Genomic DNA, 20,272 nt, shown 5'->3' on the forward strand with positions numbered 1-20,272 from the left:
GAATGACAATGAGGATTGCGTGCGGTCGGAATGACAATGGATGGTTGCGCTCGGTCGAAAAGTCAATGGATGGCCGCAAACGACTGAGATGACGATCAATGTTGACGGTGTGAGAAAGGAACGATCATGACGAAGCCCTTATTCGACAGCTTCCTGTTCGGCGGCGACTGGAACCCCGAACAGTGGCCGGAAGACACGTGGGAGCACGACATCGAGATGCTCGAGCACGCGCACATCAACGAGGCCACGATCAACGTGTTCTCGTGGGCGCTGCTCCAGTCCGACGAGGAAACGTACGATTTCGGCAAGCTCGACAAAATCGTCGGCCTGCTCGTCAAGCACGATTTTCGCATCGTGTTCGCCACCGCCACCGCGGCCCTGCCCGCATGGCTCGTGCGCAAGCATCCCGAGACGATCCGCACCACGTTCAACAGCCAGCGCCGCGTGTTCGGCGGCCGCCATAACTTCTGCCCGAACTCGGCCGTCTACCGCGAACTGTCGGCCGCGCTCGCCGGCAAGCTCGCCGAACGCTACGCCGGCACGCCGGGCCTGGTCGCCTGGCACATCTGCAACGAGTACGGCGGTGGCGGCGGCCTGTGCTACTGCGAGGCGTGCGCGGCGGCGTTCCGCGAATGGCTCAAGGCCAAGTACGGCACGATTGACGCGCTCAACCACGCGTGGTGCGCGAATTTCTGGAGCCATACGATCCTCGACTGGGACGACATCGTGCCGCCGGTCGAATTGGGCGACGGCATCGGCTCCGACTGGGATCTCAAGAAGTGCGTGATATCCGGACTCATGATGGACTACCGCCGCTTCCAGAACGAGTCACAGCTCGGCTGCTACGTGAACGAACGCGACGCGGTGCGCAAGTACGACCAGACCACGCCGATCACCACGAATCTCATGGGACCGTTCAAAGACCTCGACTACTTCGCGTGGGGTCGCGAGATGGACGTGGTGAGCTGGGACAACTACCCGGGAATGGGCATGCCGGCCAGCCGCGTGGCCATGAACCACGACCTGATGCGCGCCGTGGGCGGCGGCAAGCCGTTCATGCTCATGGAGCAGACGCCGAACCAGCAGAACTGGTTCCCGTTCTGCAAGGTCAAGAAGCCGGGCGAGGTCGCCGCGCTCAGCTGGCAGGCCGTGGCGCACGGCGCCGACACCGTACAGTTCTTCCAGATGCGCCAGTCGCTCGGCGGATGCGAACGGTTCCACGGCGCCGTGATCGCGCACGACGGCACCGAGGAGTCGCGCGTGTTCCGCTCGGTCAAGGCGCTCGGCGCCGACTTGGCCAAGGTCGCGCCGCAGATCATGGGTGCGGACGTGCGCGCCCGCGTGGCCGTCATGTTCGACTGGGAGAGCTACTGGTCGCTCGAAGGCTGCGTCGGCCCGACCGCCGGATTCGCATACCCGGAGGAGGTGCACCGCTTCTACCGCGCGTTCAACAAGCGCGGCATCGCCGTCGACATCATCGAAAGCACGACGCCGGCCGACAAGCTCGCGCAGTACGCGATCGTCGTCGCGCCCGCGCTCATCATGGTCAAGCCGGGCGTCGCTGAAGCGGTTGATGCGTACGTGCGCGGCGGCGGACGGTTCATCACCGGCTACATGAGCGGCATCCACGACGAGCATGATCTCGTGATCCCCGGCGGCTATCCGGGGCCGTTCCGCAAGCTCGCCGGCGTGTGGGCCGAGGAGATCGACGCGATCGAACCCGGCAAGACGATTCCGGTCGAATTCTGCGGCGGTGCCGATTGCGCCGGACGCGCCGACGCGTGCGCCCACTGCGCGGGTCGCACCGCGTCCGCCGAGGCGAACGGCGAGATCGTGGCTTCCATCATGCATCTCGAGGGCGCGCGTGCGCTCGCGGTCTACGGCGGCGACGGATTCTACGCCGGAACCCCGGCGGTTACTGCGAACGATTGCGGTGACGGCGTGACCTACTACGTCGGCACCCCGCTCGACGAGGCCGGCATGGACGCGTTCGCCGAACCGATCATCGCTGCGGCCGGACTGGCCGCGCGCGAACTGCCCAACGGCGTCGAATTCGCACAGCGCATCGCTGATGATGGCCGCACGTTCACGTTCGTCATGAACATGACCGACAAGCCGCAGCAAGTCAACGTTCCGGCGGAGGTGATCGGTCAGACTGATCTGCTGACCGGGACCACGCTGCCGGACCGGTCCGGCGAGAAACTGGACATGGCACCGTACCGCATCGTCATCACGGCGCGGTAGCGATCGCAACACGGCCGGCCGCCGCGGCATCCCAAGCGAACCGTGGCGGCCGGCATATCAGAAAAGGTCACCGTAGCGTATGTCACGCACGATGGTGTGCGATATACGCAAACGTTCGCTTCCGTACCGCGCCGATGCGGTAGGCTAGGGGGAAACGTTTTCCACAACGGTGCTGTTTGTGACGGGAACAGGAGGATGGTCCATGAGCGGCGTCACACGCATACTGTCGTTTGAAATCGGATTCAACTTCATCCGGTACGTGCGATTTACGAACGGTGTCATCGAAGTGCCGTCGTCGATCGCGACCCCGGCGAACGACTACGACGACTTCCTGCAGGCCATCGCCAAGGTCGTGCGGCAGCAGCGCGAGCCGATCGACGGCATCACGTTCAGCGTTCCCGGCTTCGTCGACATCGAACAGCAGTGCGTCACCACATCCGGTCAATTGGCAACGTTGTCCAACCGGCATATCGGCGACGATCTCAACGCGCTGCTCGGCACGTCGATCCCGACATGGATCGAAAACGACGCGAACTGCGCGGCGCTCGCGGAGAAGAACCACGGCAACGCCCGCAAATACGATGATTTCGTGGTCATGACGATCACCGATACCGGCATGGGCGGCGCGATCTTCATCGACGGCAAGCTGCACCGCGGCAAGTCGTACCGCGCCGGCGAATTCGGCATGCTCACCACGAACTACGAGGCGGGCGGCCTGAAGACGCTGCACGAATACACGAGCATGATATCGCTGGCCGACCGGTATGCGGAACGGTTCGACGTGCCGCGCGACAGCGTCGTGCCGTCCAGCCTGCTGCGCCGGTTCGACGAGCCGGACATCCGGCCGCTGGTCGAGGATTGGGCCACGTATATTTCGCTCGCGATCTTCAACGTGATCGCGGTGATCGACCCGGAATGCGTGCTGCTGGGCGGTACGATCAGCCAGGAGACGCGGCTGATGGCGCTCGTGCGCGAGGCGCTGGAACGGCATCACGCGTGGAAGGATTTCCGCACGCCGATCAAGCGGTGCCGGTACGCGAACACCGCGTCGTTCTACGGCGCGTACGACGTGTTCATGGCCGAGCGCATGGCCGCCGGCGACGTGCTTGCCGCGTAGTTATTGTGCGGACGGCCTACGGCCGCGCTGTTGTTTGACGGCGCGATCGCGCCGCGGTACCCCACCCGGCGCTGCGCGCCACCCTCCCCTGAAAGGGGAGGGAAGTATAGGCGCAGTTGGAAGCGTTGCTCGCAGACGCCACCCTTCCCCTGAAAGGGGAGGGAAAGGCCTTTTTGCTATCCACAGCAGCTTTGCATGTGATCCATGATCCATAAGAACCGCATCAATATTTCCCTCCCCTCTCAGGGGAGGGTGGCAGCGAAGCTGACGGGTGGGGTACCGCGGCCATCAGGCCGCCGACAAACAGCATCGGCCGCACGCAGCGCGGGCGATACGATATACGGGATGCTAATCGCGCCGGCGTCGCCGTATCAACCGGTGATGCGGACGGACGATACCGTTCCTCACGAACGGTCGCTTCTCTCGGCCTACGCGGCCGCGCCTACTGCCGCCAGGCCAGCGTGAGCGGCATCAGGCAGTCGTCGTTGATCTCGCGTTCGACCGGGTCGCGGAATCCGGTCCACACGTCCTCGGGGAAGATCTCGTCGGAGAACGCCATCCATTCCTCCAGCAGGTTCACGGAATGGTCGGCGAGCCAGCGGTACTGCAGGCCGTCCATCGCGGACATCGACAGCGTGTAGACGTGGTAGAACCGTTCCTCGTCGTACGTTTCCGGCATGATCCAGTTCATCGAGCCGATCTGCTCCCAGTTGCGCAGGTGACGGCCGATGAAGAAGCTGTGCGCGGGGTGGTCGGGGTTGAGCGCCTCGCCGTTGAGCATCGAGAACAGCTGCACCATTTCCGGACGCTGCAGATTGTACAGCACGATGTTGAGGCAGTAGCGCGGGAAGTAGAACACGCGGTGGCCGTCCGCGTCGGTGATGGAGGCGGTGGCGGCGTTGTATTCGTCGGCGTCTTGCGTGTCGTAGTCTTCGGACAGGATCGCGTACAGCAGGTCGTTCTTCGAATCGATGTAGTGGTAGAGCGCGGCCTCGGTGATGCCGATCTCGTCGGCGATGTCCTGCAGCGACATGCCCCAGAAGCCTTTGGATGCGATGATCTTCGTGGCGGCCTGCATGATCTGCAGATGTCGTTCCTCGGGGCTCATGCGCTTGCGCTTGGTGAATGTGGTGCCCGCGGTGGTGTCGCGCACCGTGGCGTGTTCCGTGGTGCGCGAGGCGGCCGGCCAGCTTGCCTCGTCGTTCAGGAACCGTTCCCATGCTGCTACGGTCATGGTCGCCTCCTCCTCGTGTTCGTGTTTGCGTGCCGTACCGTGTGTGGGTGCGGGTATTACGGAGTGTGCGATTGGTGTCGTACTTCGTTGTGTTATGTGACTTTTGTAAATTATAACTCTATAAATAAGCCCATGATTCCGGGCGTGTTGTTTTGATTGACGGCGAGGATGCGGACTGTCGGGAGCCGTTGAGAGCTGTCTGAATCGTAAGTGGGCGTTGACCTACCACGTAGCGATGCGGTAAGTGGGTGTCTGCGGACGTTCGATCCATAAGTGGGTGTTCGCCTACCACAAGCGGACCGGATAAGTGTGCTCTTACCTACCACGAAATCATTAGTGGGTGTTCACCTACCACGAAAACCCGGCTTTGTGCCGTTTCGTGGTAGGCAAACACCCACTAACAGATTGTTGCGTCCGGTTTCGCCCACTTTCGAGTGAATAGTGGGCGAAACCGGACAGATAGGGTGGATATATCAATCAGCCGAAGAGGCGGCCGAGCCAGTCGATGGCAAGCCGGGGCCAGATCTGGATGCAGGGGAAGATGTTGCCCTTGCCGCCCCACGCGGTCTCCTCGGTGCCGAGCGCGAGGCCGTGGCCGCCCTCGGGGAACAGGTGCGCCTCGACCGGCACGCCGGCCGCCTTGCATGCGGAGACCATCATGAGCGTGTTCTCCATCGGCACGCAGTCGTCCGGCACGGTGTGCCACGCGAACACCGGCGGGGTCTTCGCGTCGATGTGCTGCTCGATCGACAGCTTGTCGAGCCACGCCTGATCGTCCTTGCGATCCGGGCCGAGCAGCGCGTTGAAGCTGCCGCGGTGGGCGAGCGGGCCGGACGTGATGACCGGATAGCCGAGCATGAGCGCGTTCGGACGCACCGCATCCGGGTCATAGCCGTTCGCGGCCAGATCGTCGTCGCCGGCGGTGGTGGCGAGGTTCGCGGCCAGATGACCGCCCGCGGAGAAGCCGATCACGGCCACGCGCTTGGGATCGGTATGCCATTCGTCGGCGTGCGAGCGGATCAGCTGCATCGCCTCGGCGGCCTCGCACAGCGCGGTCGGGTACACGCTCGGCTTGCACGAGTAGCGCAGCACGAACGCGTTGTATCCGGCGCCCACGAACTTGAGCGCTATCGGCTCGGCCTCGCGGTCGGAGGTCATCTCATAGCCGCCGCCCGGAATCACGAGCACGGCCGGACGCTGGCGCTTCGGATCGACCTCGTCGCTGTTGTCGATCACGTAGCCGACGAACCGCGCTTCGGTACCGTCGATGCCGGTGATGGTCTGATCGATGTATTGCATAAGTCCTCTTTCCCCAAAGATGTATCGCAGCCCTTCGTGCGACGCGGGAGCCGCGTGAGTGTTGGAATCGTGCCGCGCACGATGCTGGTTGTTGGCGGCCTGACGGCCGCGTACCCCCACCCGGCGCTACGCGCCACCCTCCCCTGAAAGGGGAGGGAAAGGTTGTAGCACTTCCCTCCCCTCTCAGGGGAGGGTGGCCGGCTCAAGCCGGGCGGGTGGGGTACGCGGCGAAGCCGCCAACAACAGCGCGGACGCAGTCCGTCCGCAATTGCAAGACGGACTGCATCCGCAAAGTCCCCAGCGGCGTGTGCAGGCGAAGCGCGTCCTGGCGGTCGAGCCAACAACAGCGCGGGTCAGCACTTCCCTCCCCTCTTCAGGGGAGGGTGTCAGCAAAGCTGACAGGTGGGGTACCGCGGCGAAGCCGTCGACAACCAGCATCGGTCACAAGCCGATACCGTTCTATCAGAACGTGGCCACGACGTCCACGGTGGTCGAGCCGTCGGTCGGCACCGGCACCACGGTGCCTTCGACCGCGGCGCCGTTCACGGTGAGCGTGCGCTCGCCGGTGCGCTGCAGCTTGATGCGGTAGGTCACGCCGCGGTACACGCGGGTCACGGTCAGGTCGGTGTACTCGGCCGGCAGGTGCGGCTCGATCGCCAGGCCGTCGAGCGTCGGGCGCACGCCGAGCAGGTACTGCGACACGTCGACGAACGTCCACGCGGCGGTGCCGGTCAGCCACGAGTTCTTGCCCTCGCCCGGAATCGCGGCCTCGGGGCCGGCGACCATCTGGCAGTAGACGTACGGCTCCACCTTGCGGATGTCGGACTTGTCCTCCAGCCAGGCCGGGCAGTTGCGGCGGTAGACGGCGAACGCCTCCTCGTCGTTGCCGGCGAGCGCGTTGGCGATCGAGACCCACGGGTTGTTGTGGCAGAAGATGCCGCCGTTCTCCTTGTAGCCGCGCGGATACGTCGAGATCTCGCCGAGTTCGATGCGGTAGGTCGAGTACGCGGGCGCGAGGATCGCGGTGCCCCACTCGCAGGTCAGACGGTCCTTGACGGACTTGAGCGCGGCCTGGGCCTTGCCGTCGTCCAGGCCGATGCCAGCCATCACGCACATGCCCTGCGGCTCGATGTAGATCTGGCCCTCGGTGTCGGTGTGCGAGCCGACCGGACGCGAGTACGCGTCGTACGCGCGCACGAACCACTCGCCGTCCCAACCGGCGGTCTTCACGGCCTCGGTCATCGCGTCGATCGCGCCGCGAACGTTCGCGACCTCGGCGGCGACCTCGTCCGCGCTCATACCGCTCGCCTCGCCGTAGTGCGCGAGGATGTCCGCGTACTGGCCGCCGTAGAGCACGAACATGCCGCCGATGAACACGGATTCGGCGACGCCCGTGTCGTTGTTCTCCACGGTCTGGAAGCTCTCGCCCGGGGTGGCGGAGAAGCAGTTGAGGTTCAGGCAGTCGTTCCAGTCGGCGCGGCCGATGAGCGGCAGCTTGTGAGGGCCGAGGTGGCTCATCGTGAAGTTCGCGGAGCGGCGCAGGTGCTCGAGCAGCGGGACCTCGGAGCCCTCGACGTTGTTGAACGGCACCGGCTCGGTCAGGATCGACGCGTCGCCGGTCTCGGCCAGGTACGCGTTCACGCCGGCGATGAGCCACAGCGGATCGTCGTTGAAGCCGCCGCCGATGTCGGCGTTGCCCTTCTTGGTGAGCGGCTGGTACTGGTGCCACGCGGAACCGTCCTCCATCTGCGTGGAGGCGATGTCGATGATGCGCTCGCGGGCGCGTTCCGGCACGAGGTGCACGAAACCGAGCAGATCCTGGTTGGAGTCGCGGAAGCCCATGCCGCGGCCCATGCCGGACTCGTAGTAGGACGCGGAGCGCGACATGTTGAACGTGACCATGCACTGGTACTGGTGCCAGATGTTGACCATGCGGTCGAGCTTCTCGTCGCCGGACTCGACGCTGTAGATGTTCAGCAGGCCGTTCCAGTAGTCCTTGAGCTCGGCGAGCGCCTTGTCGACCTCGGCCACGCTGTTGAAGCGCGAGAACAGCTCGTGGGCCGGCTTCTTGTTGATGATGCCGACCTTGGCCGGATCGTTCGGGTCCTCCCACTTTTGGTCGTTCGGCACTTCGATGTAGCCGAGCATGAAGACGAGGGACTTGGTCTCGCCCGGGTCGACGGTGACGCGCACGCGGTTCGCGGCGATCGGGTACCAGCCGTGGGCCACGGAGTCGTGGGCCTTGCCTTCGGCGATGACCTGCGGGGTGTCCCAGCCGTTGAACTGGCCGAGGAATTCGTCGCGGCTCGTGTCGAAGCCGACGACCGGCGCGTTCACGCCGAAGAACGCGTAGTGGTTGCGGCGCTCCTTGAACTCGGTCTTGTGGTAGAGCAGCGTGGCGTCCTCGAGGCGCTCGACCTCGACCTCGCCGGTGGACAGGTTGCGCTGGAAGTTGCTGGAGTCGTCGACGGCGTTCCACAGGCACCATTCGACCAGGCCGGTCACGTCGACGGTCTTCGGGGCGCCGTTGATGTTGGTGATGTCGAGGCGGTTGATCTCGGCGTTGGTGTGCAGCGGGACGAACGCGGTCAGTTCGGTGCGGATGCCGGACTTGGTGGCCTCGAAGACGGTGTAGCCGATGCCGTGACGGCACTTGTAGCTGTCAAGCGGGGTCTTGACGGGCAGGAAGGTGGGGGAGAAGGTCTCGATCGGCTTGGCGTTCTCGCCCTCGCCCTGCATGATGCTCACGTAGTAGTTACGCGCGCCGTTGTCGAACGGGACGTTGTTGTAGCGGTAGCGGGTGATGCGGCGCAGCTTGGCGTCCTTGTAGAAGGAGTAGCCGCCGCCGGTGTTGGAGATCAGCGAGAAGAAGTCCTCGTTGCCGAGGTAGTTGATCCACGGCAGGGGGGTGGCCGGGGTTTCGATCACGTATTCGCGGGCGGCGTCGTCAAAGTGACCGTATCGCATGGGTGGTGTCCTTTCGACTGCTTCGTTGCTGGCCTTCGGCCGTGCCGGGATGGGGACGTGCGATGTCTTCTCTCGGTTGGCCTTCGGCGGTGTGCTTATGGGCGATGATTGATAGTATAGCACGTTATTTATAAGGTTATAAATAAGAATGGTTCGGGTGTGTTGCGCCGATACGACAAGTGGCGGTTTCCTCCCGCCGAGCAGATGCTCGGAAAGAGAAAACCGCCACCGATAAGGAATGGACGGAGGCCGGCCGATCAGCCGGTCATCGGAGAATCGTCAGCGCGCGTGCTTGGCGGGCGCGTCCGCAGCGTGGCCCGCCGCATCATCGGCATCGTCGGCCGACTTCTTCTTGCCGAACTTGGCCTTGAGCAGACCAACGATCGTCGGAATCAGCGAGACGGCCAGAATCAGCACGATCACCAGCTCGAAGTGCTTTTGCACGGCCGGAATGTTGCCGAAAAAATAGCCGAGCAGCGTGAACAGCGACGACCAGATGAAGCCGCCGAGCACTGAGAACGGCGTGAACCGGCGCCAGCGCATGCCCGAAATGCCGGAGATGAACGGCATGAACGTGCGAATGAACGGGAAGAAACGACCGAGAAACACGGCGAGCGGACCCCACTTCTCGATCATCTGCTCGGTCTTTTCGATGCGCTCCGGGGTCATGGCCTTGACCTTGCCGGATTCGATGATGCGACGGCCGAAGAAATGGCCGATGAAGTAGTTGCACTGGTCGCCGATGATCGGCGCGCACCACACGACCGGCAGCAGGTAGTGCAGCGGCAGCGCGACCTGGCCGGTGGCGGCGTCGGGGGCCGCGAACACGCCCGCCGCGAACAGCAGCGAGTCGCCGGGCAGGAACGGGAAGAAGACCACGCCCGTCTCGATGAAGACGATCAGGAAGATGAAGCCGAGCGTCGGAGCCACGCCCATCGCGATCCAGCTGGCGATCGCCGCGCGCGGGTCCTTCAGCAGCTCGATGATGAAATTGATGAAACCCATGAACATCCTGTCAGTATCAATGCAAACGTCAAATCAACAGTCTGACAGCACGATACCAGCCGCCGTGTAAGAATCGGCTAAGCGTGCAGGATGCGTGCCGGTCGTGTGTCACGTTCACGCGGCGTTCAGCGATTCATAAGGAAGTGGGATAGTCTTAAGGGCATGACGGAACTCAATCAAGTTGACAATCATGCGCAGGGTGGCGAAGGTCGGCGGCCGCTGTCCGTATCGGCGTGGCTCGGTCGATTGCAGTTCCATAATTCGGGCAAATTCCGCGTACTGCAGCTCGCCGATATCCAGGACGGTCCGAAAGTCTCCAAGGACACGATCGCGCTGATCGAAGCCGCGCTCGACGCGGCCCGACCGGACATCGTGATCTTCTCCGGCAATCAGATCGCCGGATACGACACCGCGTTCGCCGGCACGTTCCGCAAACGTCACTGGACTGCCGTAAAACCGGGGCACAACGATCGGCTCGACAATACGATGACGGCCGTGCGCGGCGAGATCGCGGCGTTCGTCAAGCCGCTCGTCGACCGCGGCATCCCGTTCGCCGTGACGTACGGCAACCACGATTTCCAGTGCGGACTGAGCAACGCCGAACTTGACGCGATCTATCGCGAGTTCCCGGGATGCCTGAACATTGTGCCGCACGACGATGCCGCGCTCGGCGACGGCAACGCCGGGGCTGACGGTGCATACGATGGCACGTCCGGCAGCATCGCAGATAACGTTCGCAGCGGCGCTCGCGGATCGCATCACGGCACGTACGACATGCCGGAGCCGTGGACCGCGCCGATCTCCGGACTGCCGGACCAGCAGGTGTATCCGTGCGCTCCCGGCACGTTCGCGCTGCCGGTGATGGACGCCGACCGCACGCATGCGGTGCTCGCGCTCGTTGTGGCCGACTCGGGCGACTATTCGCCGGAAGGCGGCTACGGCAAGCCGTCCGAACGCACGCTGGACTTCCTGTATTCGGTGCCGGAGGCGTTGGGCGCGAAGTCGATGGTGTTCCAGCACATGCCGATTCCGCAGTACTACGATCTGCTCAAGCCGGTCGAACAGAACGCGCCGGGCGCGATTCAGGGCTATCGCGCGTACGAATCGCAGTATTACGTATTGGATGAGTCGAAAACGCAGCCCGGCAGCTATCTGGGCGAGGGCGTCAGCTGCCCGGATTACGACAGCGGCGAGTTCCGTCTGCTGCGCGACGGCGGATATTTCGCGATCGCGGCCGGGCACGACCACCGCAACGGATTCGTCGGCGAATCGGGCGGTCTGATGATGGTCGCGACGCCGACCTGCGGGTTCGGATCGTACGGCCCGGCGCCCGAGCAGCGCGCGGCGCGGCTGTTCGAATTCGACATCCGGCATCCGCACCATCCGCGCACGCAGCTGCTCGAATTCGGCGATCTGGTCGGCAAGCCCAGCTCGCGCAAGGCGTATTCGTACGACATCGCGTCGGTGAAGGCCGACAGCGAGGGTATGAATCTGCTCCACAAGAAGACCTTGTGGAGCAGGATTCGCGAGTGGTTCCGGCGGTAGGCCGTCGGGCAGTCGATGGTGCAACACCTTGGCCCCCTCGGCTGAGGGGGCTCCCGGCGAAGCCGGGTGGGGGAGCGTCACAGCGCCATGTGCGCTAATGAACATGGCACCGTTCAATAGCGTCCGGACAATTAGGAACAGCCATCGACTGTCTGTGTTGTTGCCGGCACTAGCATGCCGCAGACGCTCCCTCAGTCACGCTGCGCGTGACGGCGTTCTGCAATTATGGACAGCCTGTCGACTGACTGTTTGCCGGCTCGCCTGTCGGCTCGCACATTGCCTACAAACAGCGCTGCTGTTTGCTTCACGGCAATGTCCCTCAGCCGAGGGAGCCGAGGCTCCGCCAGCTTTATGACGCGTTGAACAGAAGCCAGACGTGGCTGTAGATCAGCGGCCGGCGGACGCCTTGATGAGCGCGTCGGTCAGGTACTTGCCGGCGGCCATCACGAGCGGCGCGTAGCGGCGGCCCGGAGCGTTGCCCATACGGCCGGACGGGCCGGAAATCGAGATCGCGGCGATCACCTGGCCGGACGCGTTGCGGATCGGCGCGGAGATCGAGCACACGCCCTCCTCGCGTTCGTTCACCGACTCGCTCCAGCCGCGCTTGCGCACGGCGGCCAGCTTCGCGGCGCTGAACTTCGCGTGGCGCAGTCCCTGATGCATGCGTTCGGAGTCCTCCCACGCGAGCAGGATCTGCGCGGCCGAGCCGGCCTCCATCGACAGCATCGCGCCCACCGGAATCGAATCGCGCAGACCGGAGGCGCGCTCCACGGCCGCGATGCACACGCGCTGGTCGCCCTGACGGCGGTAGATCTGCGCGGATTCGCCGGTGCGGTCGAGCAGCGTCTGCAGAATCGGGCCGGCCGCGGTCAGCAGTCGGTCTTCGCCGGCGGCTGCCGCAAGCTCGGCGAAACGCGAGCCGAGCGCGAACCGGCTGTGCTGGTCGCGCAGTACGAAACGGTGACGTTCGAGCGCGATCGCCAGGCGGTGCGCGGTCGGGCGCGCCAAGCCGGTCGCGGCGACGAGCTGGCCGAGCGTGGCCGGGCCGGACTCGAGCGCGTCGAGGATCTTCACGGTCTTGTCAAGCACGCCGACGCCGGAGTGAATCTCGCCGTCGTTCGTGCGCTCGTCGGCGTCTGCGGCCTCGTTTTCGGTGTTTTCGGTATCGTCCGCGGTCTGGTCGTTCTCTTCGATCTGGTCGGTCATCGTCTCGCCTTCGTCAAGCCGCTCTTCGGGCATGGTCGGTTCGTCTGCTCTGGAGGAAGTCATAGACGACGATTATGCCATCTCACATAGTGAAACGCAAAATGCGGCCGGGCGGGTTGCGAGGTAATGCGCGAGCGAACCCGTTTGAGGTGGTCCATTCCTTATCTCATATACCGGCCGCGCCCGGTGACGGCCAGGCGGCAAATCATAGGCTATATACCACGAAGACCGCGAGAGTACAAGACCCCGCGGAAAAAAATTAGGAGGAATTCCGAATGGGAACGACACTGGCCGAGAAGGTCTGGGCCGATCATTTGGTGCGCAAGGGCAGCGATGGGGCACCCGACCTGCTGTACATCGACCTGATGCTCATGCACGAGGTCACCAGCCCGCAGGCGTTCGAGGGCCTGCGCCTTGCAGGACGCAAGCCGCGCCACGTCGATCAGCTCATCGCCACCGAGGACCACAACACGCCGACCGTCGACATCGACCGGCCGAACCCCGACAAGACGAGCGCGCTGCAGCTGAGCACGCTGGAGAAGAACTGCAAGGAGTTCGGCGTGCGCCTGCACCCGCTGGGCGACACCGATCAGGGCATCGTGCATGCGTTCGCGCCGATCCTGGGACTGACGCAGCCGGGCATGACGATCGTGTGCGGCGACTCTCACACCTCGACGCACGGCGCGTTCGGCGCGCTCGCGTTCGGCATCGGCACGAGCGAAGTCGAACATGTGATGGCGACGCAAACGTTGTCGCTCAAGCCGTTCAAGACGATGGCGATCAACGTCAACGGCGAGCTGCCGGCTGACGCGACCGCAAAGGATGTCATCCTCGCGATCATCGCGAAGATCGGCACCGGCGGCGGTCAGGGCCACGTGATCGAATACCGTGGCGAGGCGATCCGCAAGATGAGCATGGACGAGCGCATGACCGTGTGCAACATGTCGATCGAGGCCGGTGCGCGCGCCGGCATGATCGCGCCAGACGAGACGACGTTCGAATACCTCAAGGGCCGTCCGCACGCGCCGGAAGGCGAGATGTGGGATCGCGCGGTCGAATACTGGAAGACGCTGAAGACCGACGACGACGCGGTGTTCGACAAGGTCGTGGATATCGACGCGACCAAGCTGGGCCCGTACGTGACGTGGGGCACCAACCCGGGTCAGGGCCTGCCGATCACGGCGAACGTGCCGGTGCCGAGCGAGATCGCGGACGCGACCAAGCGCGCCGCCGCCGAACGCGCGCTCAAGTACATGGACCTCGAGCCGGGCACCCCGATCAAGAGCATCCCGGTCGACACCGTGTTCATCGGATCGTGCACGAACGGCCGCATCGACGACCTGCGCGCTGCCGCGGCGATCATGAAGGGCCACCACAAGGCCAAGTCGATCCACCGCGTGCTCGTCGTGCCGGCCTCGTCGCGTGTGCGCCTGCAGGCCGAACGCGAGGGACTCGACAAGATCTTCAAGGACTTCGGCGCGGAATGGCGCAACGCCGGCTGCTCGATGTGCCTCGGCATGAACCCGGACAAGCTCGTGCCCGACGAGCGTTCGATCTCGACGTCGAACCGCAACTTCGAAGGCCGTCAGGGCAAGGGCTCGCGCACGCACCTCGCCTCGCCGCAGGTCGCCGCCGCCACCGCCATCCGCGGCACGATCTCCTCTCCGGCCGACCTGTAGCGCAATCCGCCACATGACGGTGTCATTTCGACTGAGCGAAGCGAACGGAGAAATCTATTGGCGGACTACTCCGTGACGGATTTCTCGACTCCGCTTCGCGTCGCTCGAAATGACGCATGATATGCGAGACCGTCGCTGTTTGTCTTAACGCAAGCTTGTCTGCCCTCGTGACAGAGGGCATCAGAAAGAGAAAACGTATGGAAAAACTCACCACTTTGACCGGCGTGGGCGTGCCGCTGCGCCGCTCCAACGTCGACACCGACCAGATCATTCCGGCCGTGTTTTTGAAGCGCGTCACCAAGACCGGCTTCGACGACGCGCTGTTCTACGCGTGGCGTCGCAACCCGGATTTCGTGCTCAACAAGCCCGAATACGCGAAGGGCCAGATCCTCGTCGCCGGACCGGACTTCGGCATCGGCTCCTCGCGTGAGCACGCCGTGTGGGCGCTGCACGACTACGGTTTCCGCGTGGTCATCGCGCCGCGCTTCGCCGACATCTTCTACGGCAACACCGCGAAGAACGGCGTGCTCGCGGCGATCATGCCGCAGGAGTCCGTCGAGCTGCTGTGGAAGCTGCTCGAAGAGGAGCCGGGCCGCACGATGACCGTCTCGCTCGAGGACCGTACCGTGACCTGCGGCGACGTGACGTTGCCGTTCGAGGTGAACGACTACGTGCGCTGGCGTCTGATGAACGGCTACGACGATATCGACCTCACGCTCCAGCACGAGGACGACATCGCCGCGTACGAGAAGATGCGCGCCGAGCGGTTCCCGTTCAAGCCCAAGACCATTCCCGCCAAGCACCTGCCCGAGGAGCCCATCGCCTCCGCCCGCGAACCGCAGGACGAACCTGCGTGGCCGGGGCCGATCGCTGATCGCGACTAGCGTCGCGATCAGCGGTGGACAGTCCTGTGGACTGTCCACCGGTCCGGCCTGAGTGAGGACGGTAGTCCGAGCGAAGGCAACAACGAGTCTCGCCTATGCTGAGCCAGGATGGGCCAATCTTTGAAGCTGTTGCCGTATGGTCTGGCGTGATGTTTTTGATAGCAGAAGTCCGATCCTATCCAAAACAGCACGCCAACACCCCCTTCTGCGTGATATTCCTGCTAGCAGTCTGTCGTTGCTATCCCAAACATCACGGAAATGAAGTGGCTTGCGTGGCGTTTTGGATAGCATCTGGCTTCTCCTCTCTCCAACATCACGCGGGCAACCCCTTCTGCGTGGTGTTTTTGCTGGTAGGGGGCTGCTCCTATCCCGAATATCACGCAGGTATGGTGGTTTGCGTGATGTTTCTGATAGCAGAAGTCCGATCCTATCCAAAACATCACGCCAGCAACCCCTTCTGCGTGATGTTCGGGATAGCATCTGGCTTCTCCTCTCTCCAACATCACGCAAGCACCCTCTTTTGCGTGGTGTTTTTGCTGGTAGGGGGCTGCTCCTATCCCGAATATCACGCAAACGGGAGGGCTTGTGCCCGTTGCGATATCAGGTTGTGCACTACGATGGAAAGAATGATGATCCGTCGGAAGGGGCGCTGATATGGACTGGCATGCGTCGGTGTACGGTTCCCGTTCGGGGTCGGCCGGCTACCGCAGCTATGACGATGACGAGGACGACTACGGCCCCGCGTACGGCGCATATGACGGTTCCGATGATGAGTATGGCGAGTACGGCGATCCGATCATGCGCCGGCGTTCGGGCACTGCCGGCACCGCATCCCGCACCGCGCCGGTCGTCAGCGACGCCGTCCTGCGCAAACGCGGCGGCAAATCGTATCCCCGCGCCCGCGAAGTCCTCACCTCGAACCGCATGCACCGGTTCACCTGCGAACCGATGGCCACGGGCATCCATCTATCCGCGTTCGTCACCGCAGCCGACCGGTATGCCGACGACTATCAGGTGTTCGCCGACATCGACGCCGGCGACATCACCGCATCGCACTGCACCTGCCCCGCATACGGCCGGTTCTACAGCATCTGCAAGCACGTCGTCGCGCTCGTCATGGCCTACAACGAATACCGCGACTGGTTCCAGCATGTCGGAGGCCTTGCGCAGGGCGGCATCCATCCGTCGCGCCCTTCCCGCAGCACCTCGCGTGAGCTCGCCACGTTCATGCGCCAGCGCGACGCAGCCATGCAGGACAAGGCGAAAAGCCGCCAGCTCGACCTGCTCAAGGAGATCGGCAACATCGCCGACGCGGGCGGCACCAGCGACGGCGGCCAGACCGGAGCCGTACGTCACATGCCCATCGGCAGCGTGTCCCTGCTGCTCACCTTGGAAACACACGACTCAACTGGTTGCGTGATCAAACTGCGCATCCAGGTTCCCTCGCGCGGCATCTCATACGTTGTCAAGGACATCGCCGGTCTGATCAGCGCGGTCAACAACCAGGAATTCATCTCATACGGCAAGAAACTCGCGTTCATCCACACACGCGACGCGTTCGACCGGCGCTCGCAGGCCATGCTCGGCATCATCGAACGTGCGCAGACCATCCGCAGTTCGATCGACCGCAGCCCGTATGAATACTTTCGCAGGACCGATGCGGCCGGCATGCAGTTGTCGGATGGCGAGATCGCCGATCTGCTCGATGTATACGTTGGCACCGGCGAGACGATCGATTATGCGCCGTCCGCGCGATACTACATGCCGTCGATGCCCGCGCGTGTGGTGGATGGCACGCCTGATCTCGGCCTGTCGGTGAAGCGGTTCAGCGGTGCGAGCGCTGATGCGGGGGCTGAGATCGATGACGACAGCTCCGAGATGGCAAGCGACGACTCCGACTCGGCAACCGCTGCTTCCGTGCGACGGGCTGGCGTGGATGATGACGGCATCGATCCGGGCGGGTATCTGCTGTGGCATACGCAGTGTGTGGAGCGGTTCATTGTTGGACAGCGGTCGACGTATCTGATCGTGCGCCCGTTGTCTCAGGCCGTGCTGGACGCGGATGCGCAGACCAACGGCGGTGCGGCCCGCGCAGGTTCGAGCGGGACGGATGACGGCTCCGGCATGACCGGACGTGCGGCCGGTTCCGCTGGCCGTGGCGGGCGCGTATCCGGCATCGGCGGCCCGTTCGTGAACGGATTCCCGGATGGCATCAGCAACGGCGGCGACGTGGTGGATTGGCTGCGGATCAACGCGGCGGCCGCTTCGCGGGCGCGGACTGCCGCGAAACCGGCGACGATCTACCGTTGCGACGCTTCGTTCGCCCGCAACCGTGATCTGCTGCAATTGTTGTGCGGTGACGATGATCGGGCTTCGCTGTACCTCGGCGCGGCGGACGTGACGATGTTCGCGCGCACGATGCTGCCGCTGCTGACCGATGCCGCTGACAACGCTGGCAGTCCGGCCGGTGACAACGTTGGTGATGATAACGTTGACGGCAATCATGTCGATGACGATCCGGCCGTGCCGTCCCCTGATTTTGACGATGACGCCGACCGGCCGTCGCGCGCCGGACTGCGCATCGATCTGCCGCCGGAACTGCTCAGACTCGTACGCGTGCCTTGCCGCATCGCCATCTACCTCGACCGCGACCATACGGGCATCACCTGCGACGTACAGGCCCGTTACGGCGGCAAGCGATACCACGTCTTCGACGGCATCGGCAACACGCCCGACGACTTGTTGCGCGACAAGGACGCGGAGCGTCTGGCCGTGGAGGCAGTGCTGCATTACTTCCCGAGGCCGGCCGGCGCGGTCGCGTTCATCCCCGAAGACCATGACGAGGCGATCTACAAGCTTCTGACCGAAGGTCTGCCGGTTCTTCGCGGCCTCGGCGACGTGTACGCCACACCCGCGTTCGACGGGCTGACGGCCATGCCCCGGCCGACCATCAAAGTCGGGCTGTCGGTCAAATCCGGGCTGGTCGAGATCTCGCCCATCGCCGATGAGATCGACCCGGACGATGTGCCCGCGCTGCTTGCCAGCTATCGCAAACGTAAGCGGTTCCATCGTTTGCGCAACGGAGCATTCGTCGACATGCGCACCGTCGACACCAGCGCCGTGGACGAAATCGCATCCGATCTGGGACTGCGGTCGGCCGACATCGAAGCGGGATCGCTCGCCGTTCCCGCGTTCGAGGCGTACTATCTCGACCATCAGGTCGACGATGCCGGCAAGGACGCGAGTTTCCGCGCGTATCTGGACGATCTACGCGTCATCGACCCGAACATGTACCACGTGCCCGATTCGCTGGCCGACGTGCTGCGTTCATACCAAGCCGAAGGATTCCGCTGGCTCAACGCGGTGTGCGACAAGGGATTCGGCGGCATCCTCGCCGACGAGATGGGCTTGGGTAAAACCGTGCAGCTGCTCTCGTTCCTGCTGGCGCGGCGCGACGAGGCGCGTGCGGCCGGACGGCCCGGTCTGATCGTGTGCCCGGCGTCGCTCGTGTACAACTGGGCGGCCGAAGCGGTTAAGTTCACGCCCGAGTTGCGTGTCGAGACGGTCGCCGGTTCCAAAGCGGCGCGTCGAGCGGTGCTGGATGAGATACGTGCGGCGCAGACGACCGCGCGGGATACCGGGGGAAACGTTCCCGACCTGATCATCACGTCATACGACCTATTGCGCCGCGACATCGACGATTACGCGGGACTCGAGTTCTTCTGCATGACGCTCGACGAGGCGCAGTACATCAAGAACTCATCCACCAAAGCCGCGAAAGCGGTGCGATCGATCGCAGCGCAGCATAGGTTCGCATTGACCGGCACGCCGATCGAAAACCGCCTGAGCGAACTGTGGAGCATCTTCGACTTCCTCATGCCTGGCATGCTCGGCAGCTACGCGCACTTCCGCGATCGGTTCGAGATGCCGATCCTCAGCGGCGACGAGACGGCCCAGGTCAAATTGCAATCGTTCGTCGGCCCGTTCATCCTGCGTCGACTCAAATCGCAGGTGCTCAAGGACCTGCCCGACAAGATCGAGAACGTCATCACCGTGCAGCTCGCCGGTGAACAGCGCAAACTGTACGCGGCGCTCGAACAGCAGCTGCGCTCGGCGATCCTCAAGCAGAAGCCGGCCGATTTCAATACCGGCAAGATCCAGATCCTCGCGCAGCTGACCAAACTGCGGCAGGTGTGCTGCGATCCGCGGCTGCTGTACGTCAATGCGGGGCATGATAGTGCGGATTCGACCGTAACGGGTGCAAACAACGCGTCGGGTGATCCTTCGGCTGTCAAACCGGCCGCCGTCAGGCCGGCATCCAAATCATCCGTCAAATCAGGCAAGATCAGCTCCGCCAAGCTCGACGCGATCGCCGAACTGGTCGACTCGTGCCGCGACGCCGGCCGTAAGATGCTCATCTTCTCGCAGTTCACCAGCTATCTCGACCTGATCGCGGAACGCTTGCGCGCGAACGGCGTCGCATACGATGTCATCACCGGCGCCACGCCGAAAAAGCGCCGTCTTGAACTGGTCGACCAATTCAACCGCGACGAAACGCCCGTGTTCCTCATCTCGCTCAAGGCCGGCAACACCGGCCTGAACCTGACCGGCGCGTGCGTGGTCGTGCACGCCGACCCGTGGTGGAACGCGGCCGCGCAGAACCAGGCCACCGATCGCGCGCACCGCATCGGGCAGACGCAGGACGTGAACGTGTACCAGATCGTCGCCAAGGACACGATCGAGGAGCGCATCCTCAATCTGCAGCGGTCGAAAACCGATCTCGCTCAGCGGTTCGTGGACGCGGCCTCGTCGTCCACCGGTCATTCCGTCGCAGCGCTCACCAAGGACGACCTGCTTGCGCTGCTTGGGTGAACAGCTGTGTGCGGCGTGTGCGTCCTCCTGCGCGTGGTGATGTGCGGGAGGGCGCAGAGTGCAATTCGCAAACCGTGAGGCAGTTTTCGCGGGCTGCAGGAGTCAATTCGCAAACCGTGAGGCAGCCTCTCCGCTTGGACCTGCGATTCTTCACGCGAAAACGACGGTTTTCGGTGAAGATGCGCGATCACGTTGCCTCACGGTTTGCGAATCGACCTCT

11 protein-coding genes are annotated in these 20,272 nt (G+C 63.8%); 6 read left to right on the forward strand and 5 right to left on the reverse strand.

Annotation, left to right across the window (positions count from 1 at the left end; all coding sequences use genetic code 11):
- Nucleotides 1–126 precede the first annotated feature (126 nt).
- Together AC1A0G_RS07715 and AC1A0G_RS07720 are read left to right on the forward strand one after the other, a co-directional pair.
- Nucleotides 127–2,244 carry a beta-galactosidase gene (locus tag AC1A0G_RS07715; protein WP_476528652.1) on the forward strand — a complete coding sequence of 706 codons (2,118 nt, stop codon included), beginning with the start codon at nucleotides 127–129 and terminating at the stop codon, nucleotides 2,242–2,244.
- Nucleotides 2,245–2,446: 202 nt separating this feature from the next.
- Entirely contained in the window at nucleotides 2,447–3,361 is a 915-nt protein-coding gene (locus AC1A0G_RS07720; RefSeq protein WP_476528654.1) for an ROK family protein, read from the forward strand.
- Nucleotides 3,362–3,803: 442 nt separating this feature from the next.
- On the opposite strand, the gene AC1A0G_RS07725 is transcribed toward AC1A0G_RS07720, so the two are convergent.
- The 4 genes from AC1A0G_RS07725 to AC1A0G_RS07740 all read right to left on the reverse strand — a co-directional run bounded on the left by AC1A0G_RS07725 (nucleotide 3,804) and on the right by AC1A0G_RS07740 (nucleotide 9,866).
- Entirely contained in the window at nucleotides 3,804–4,595 is a 792-nt protein-coding gene (locus AC1A0G_RS07725) for a TetR/AcrR family transcriptional regulator (protein WP_476528656.1), read from the reverse strand.
- Between the two features lie 477 nt (nucleotides 4,596–5,072).
- Complete coding sequence (locus tag AC1A0G_RS07730; RefSeq protein ID WP_476528658.1) at nucleotides 5,073–5,894, reverse strand: alpha/beta hydrolase; 822 nt, start codon at nucleotides 5,892–5,894, stop codon at nucleotides 5,073–5,075.
- A 462-nt stretch (nucleotides 5,895–6,356) separates the two neighbouring features.
- Entirely contained in the window at nucleotides 6,357–8,861 is a 2,505-nt protein-coding gene (locus tag AC1A0G_RS07735; RefSeq protein ID WP_476528660.1) for a glycoside hydrolase family 94 protein, read from the reverse strand.
- A gap of 279 nt (nucleotides 8,862–9,140) precedes the next feature.
- A complete protein-coding gene (locus AC1A0G_RS07740) occupies nucleotides 9,141–9,866 on the reverse strand; it encodes a DedA family protein (RefSeq protein ID WP_476528662.1) in 726 nt (241 codons plus the stop codon).
- A gap of 162 nt (nucleotides 9,867–10,028) precedes the next feature.
- Between AC1A0G_RS07740 and AC1A0G_RS07745 the strand changes: the two genes are divergently transcribed.
- Nucleotides 10,029–11,411, forward strand: a complete 1,383-nt coding sequence (locus tag AC1A0G_RS07745) for a metallophosphoesterase (protein WP_476528664.1) — start codon at nucleotides 10,029–10,031, stop codon at nucleotides 11,409–11,411.
- Nucleotides 11,412–11,798: 387 nt separating this feature from the next.
- On the opposite strand, the gene AC1A0G_RS07750 is transcribed toward AC1A0G_RS07745, so the two are convergent.
- Nucleotides 11,799–12,617, reverse strand: coding sequence for an IclR family transcriptional regulator (locus AC1A0G_RS07750; protein ID WP_476528695.1), 819 nt, complete (start codon nucleotides 12,615–12,617; stop codon nucleotides 11,799–11,801).
- Between the two features lie 275 nt (nucleotides 12,618–12,892).
- Here AC1A0G_RS07750 and leuC point away from each other — a divergent pair, with 275 nt between their 5' ends.
- From leuC to AC1A0G_RS07765, 3 genes are all read left to right on the forward strand, one after another.
- Entirely contained in the window at nucleotides 12,893–14,296 is a 1,404-nt protein-coding gene (gene leuC, locus AC1A0G_RS07755) for a 3-isopropylmalate dehydratase large subunit (protein ID WP_476528666.1), read from the forward strand.
- Nucleotides 14,297–14,493: 197 nt separating this feature from the next.
- Nucleotides 14,494–15,180 (forward strand): 3-isopropylmalate dehydratase small subunit, encoded by a 687-nt coding sequence (leuD, locus tag AC1A0G_RS07760; RefSeq protein WP_476528668.1) that lies wholly within the window; start codon nucleotides 14,494–14,496, stop codon nucleotides 15,178–15,180.
- 654 nt (nucleotides 15,181–15,834) lie between these two features.
- On the forward strand, nucleotides 15,835–20,052 hold the full coding sequence (locus AC1A0G_RS07765) for a DEAD/DEAH box helicase (protein WP_476528670.1): 4,218 nt from the start codon (nucleotides 15,835–15,837) through the stop codon (nucleotides 20,050–20,052).
- Nucleotides 20,053–20,272: the final 220 nt, after the last annotated feature.

The organism is Bifidobacterium sp. LH_230 (assembly GCF_056357555.1).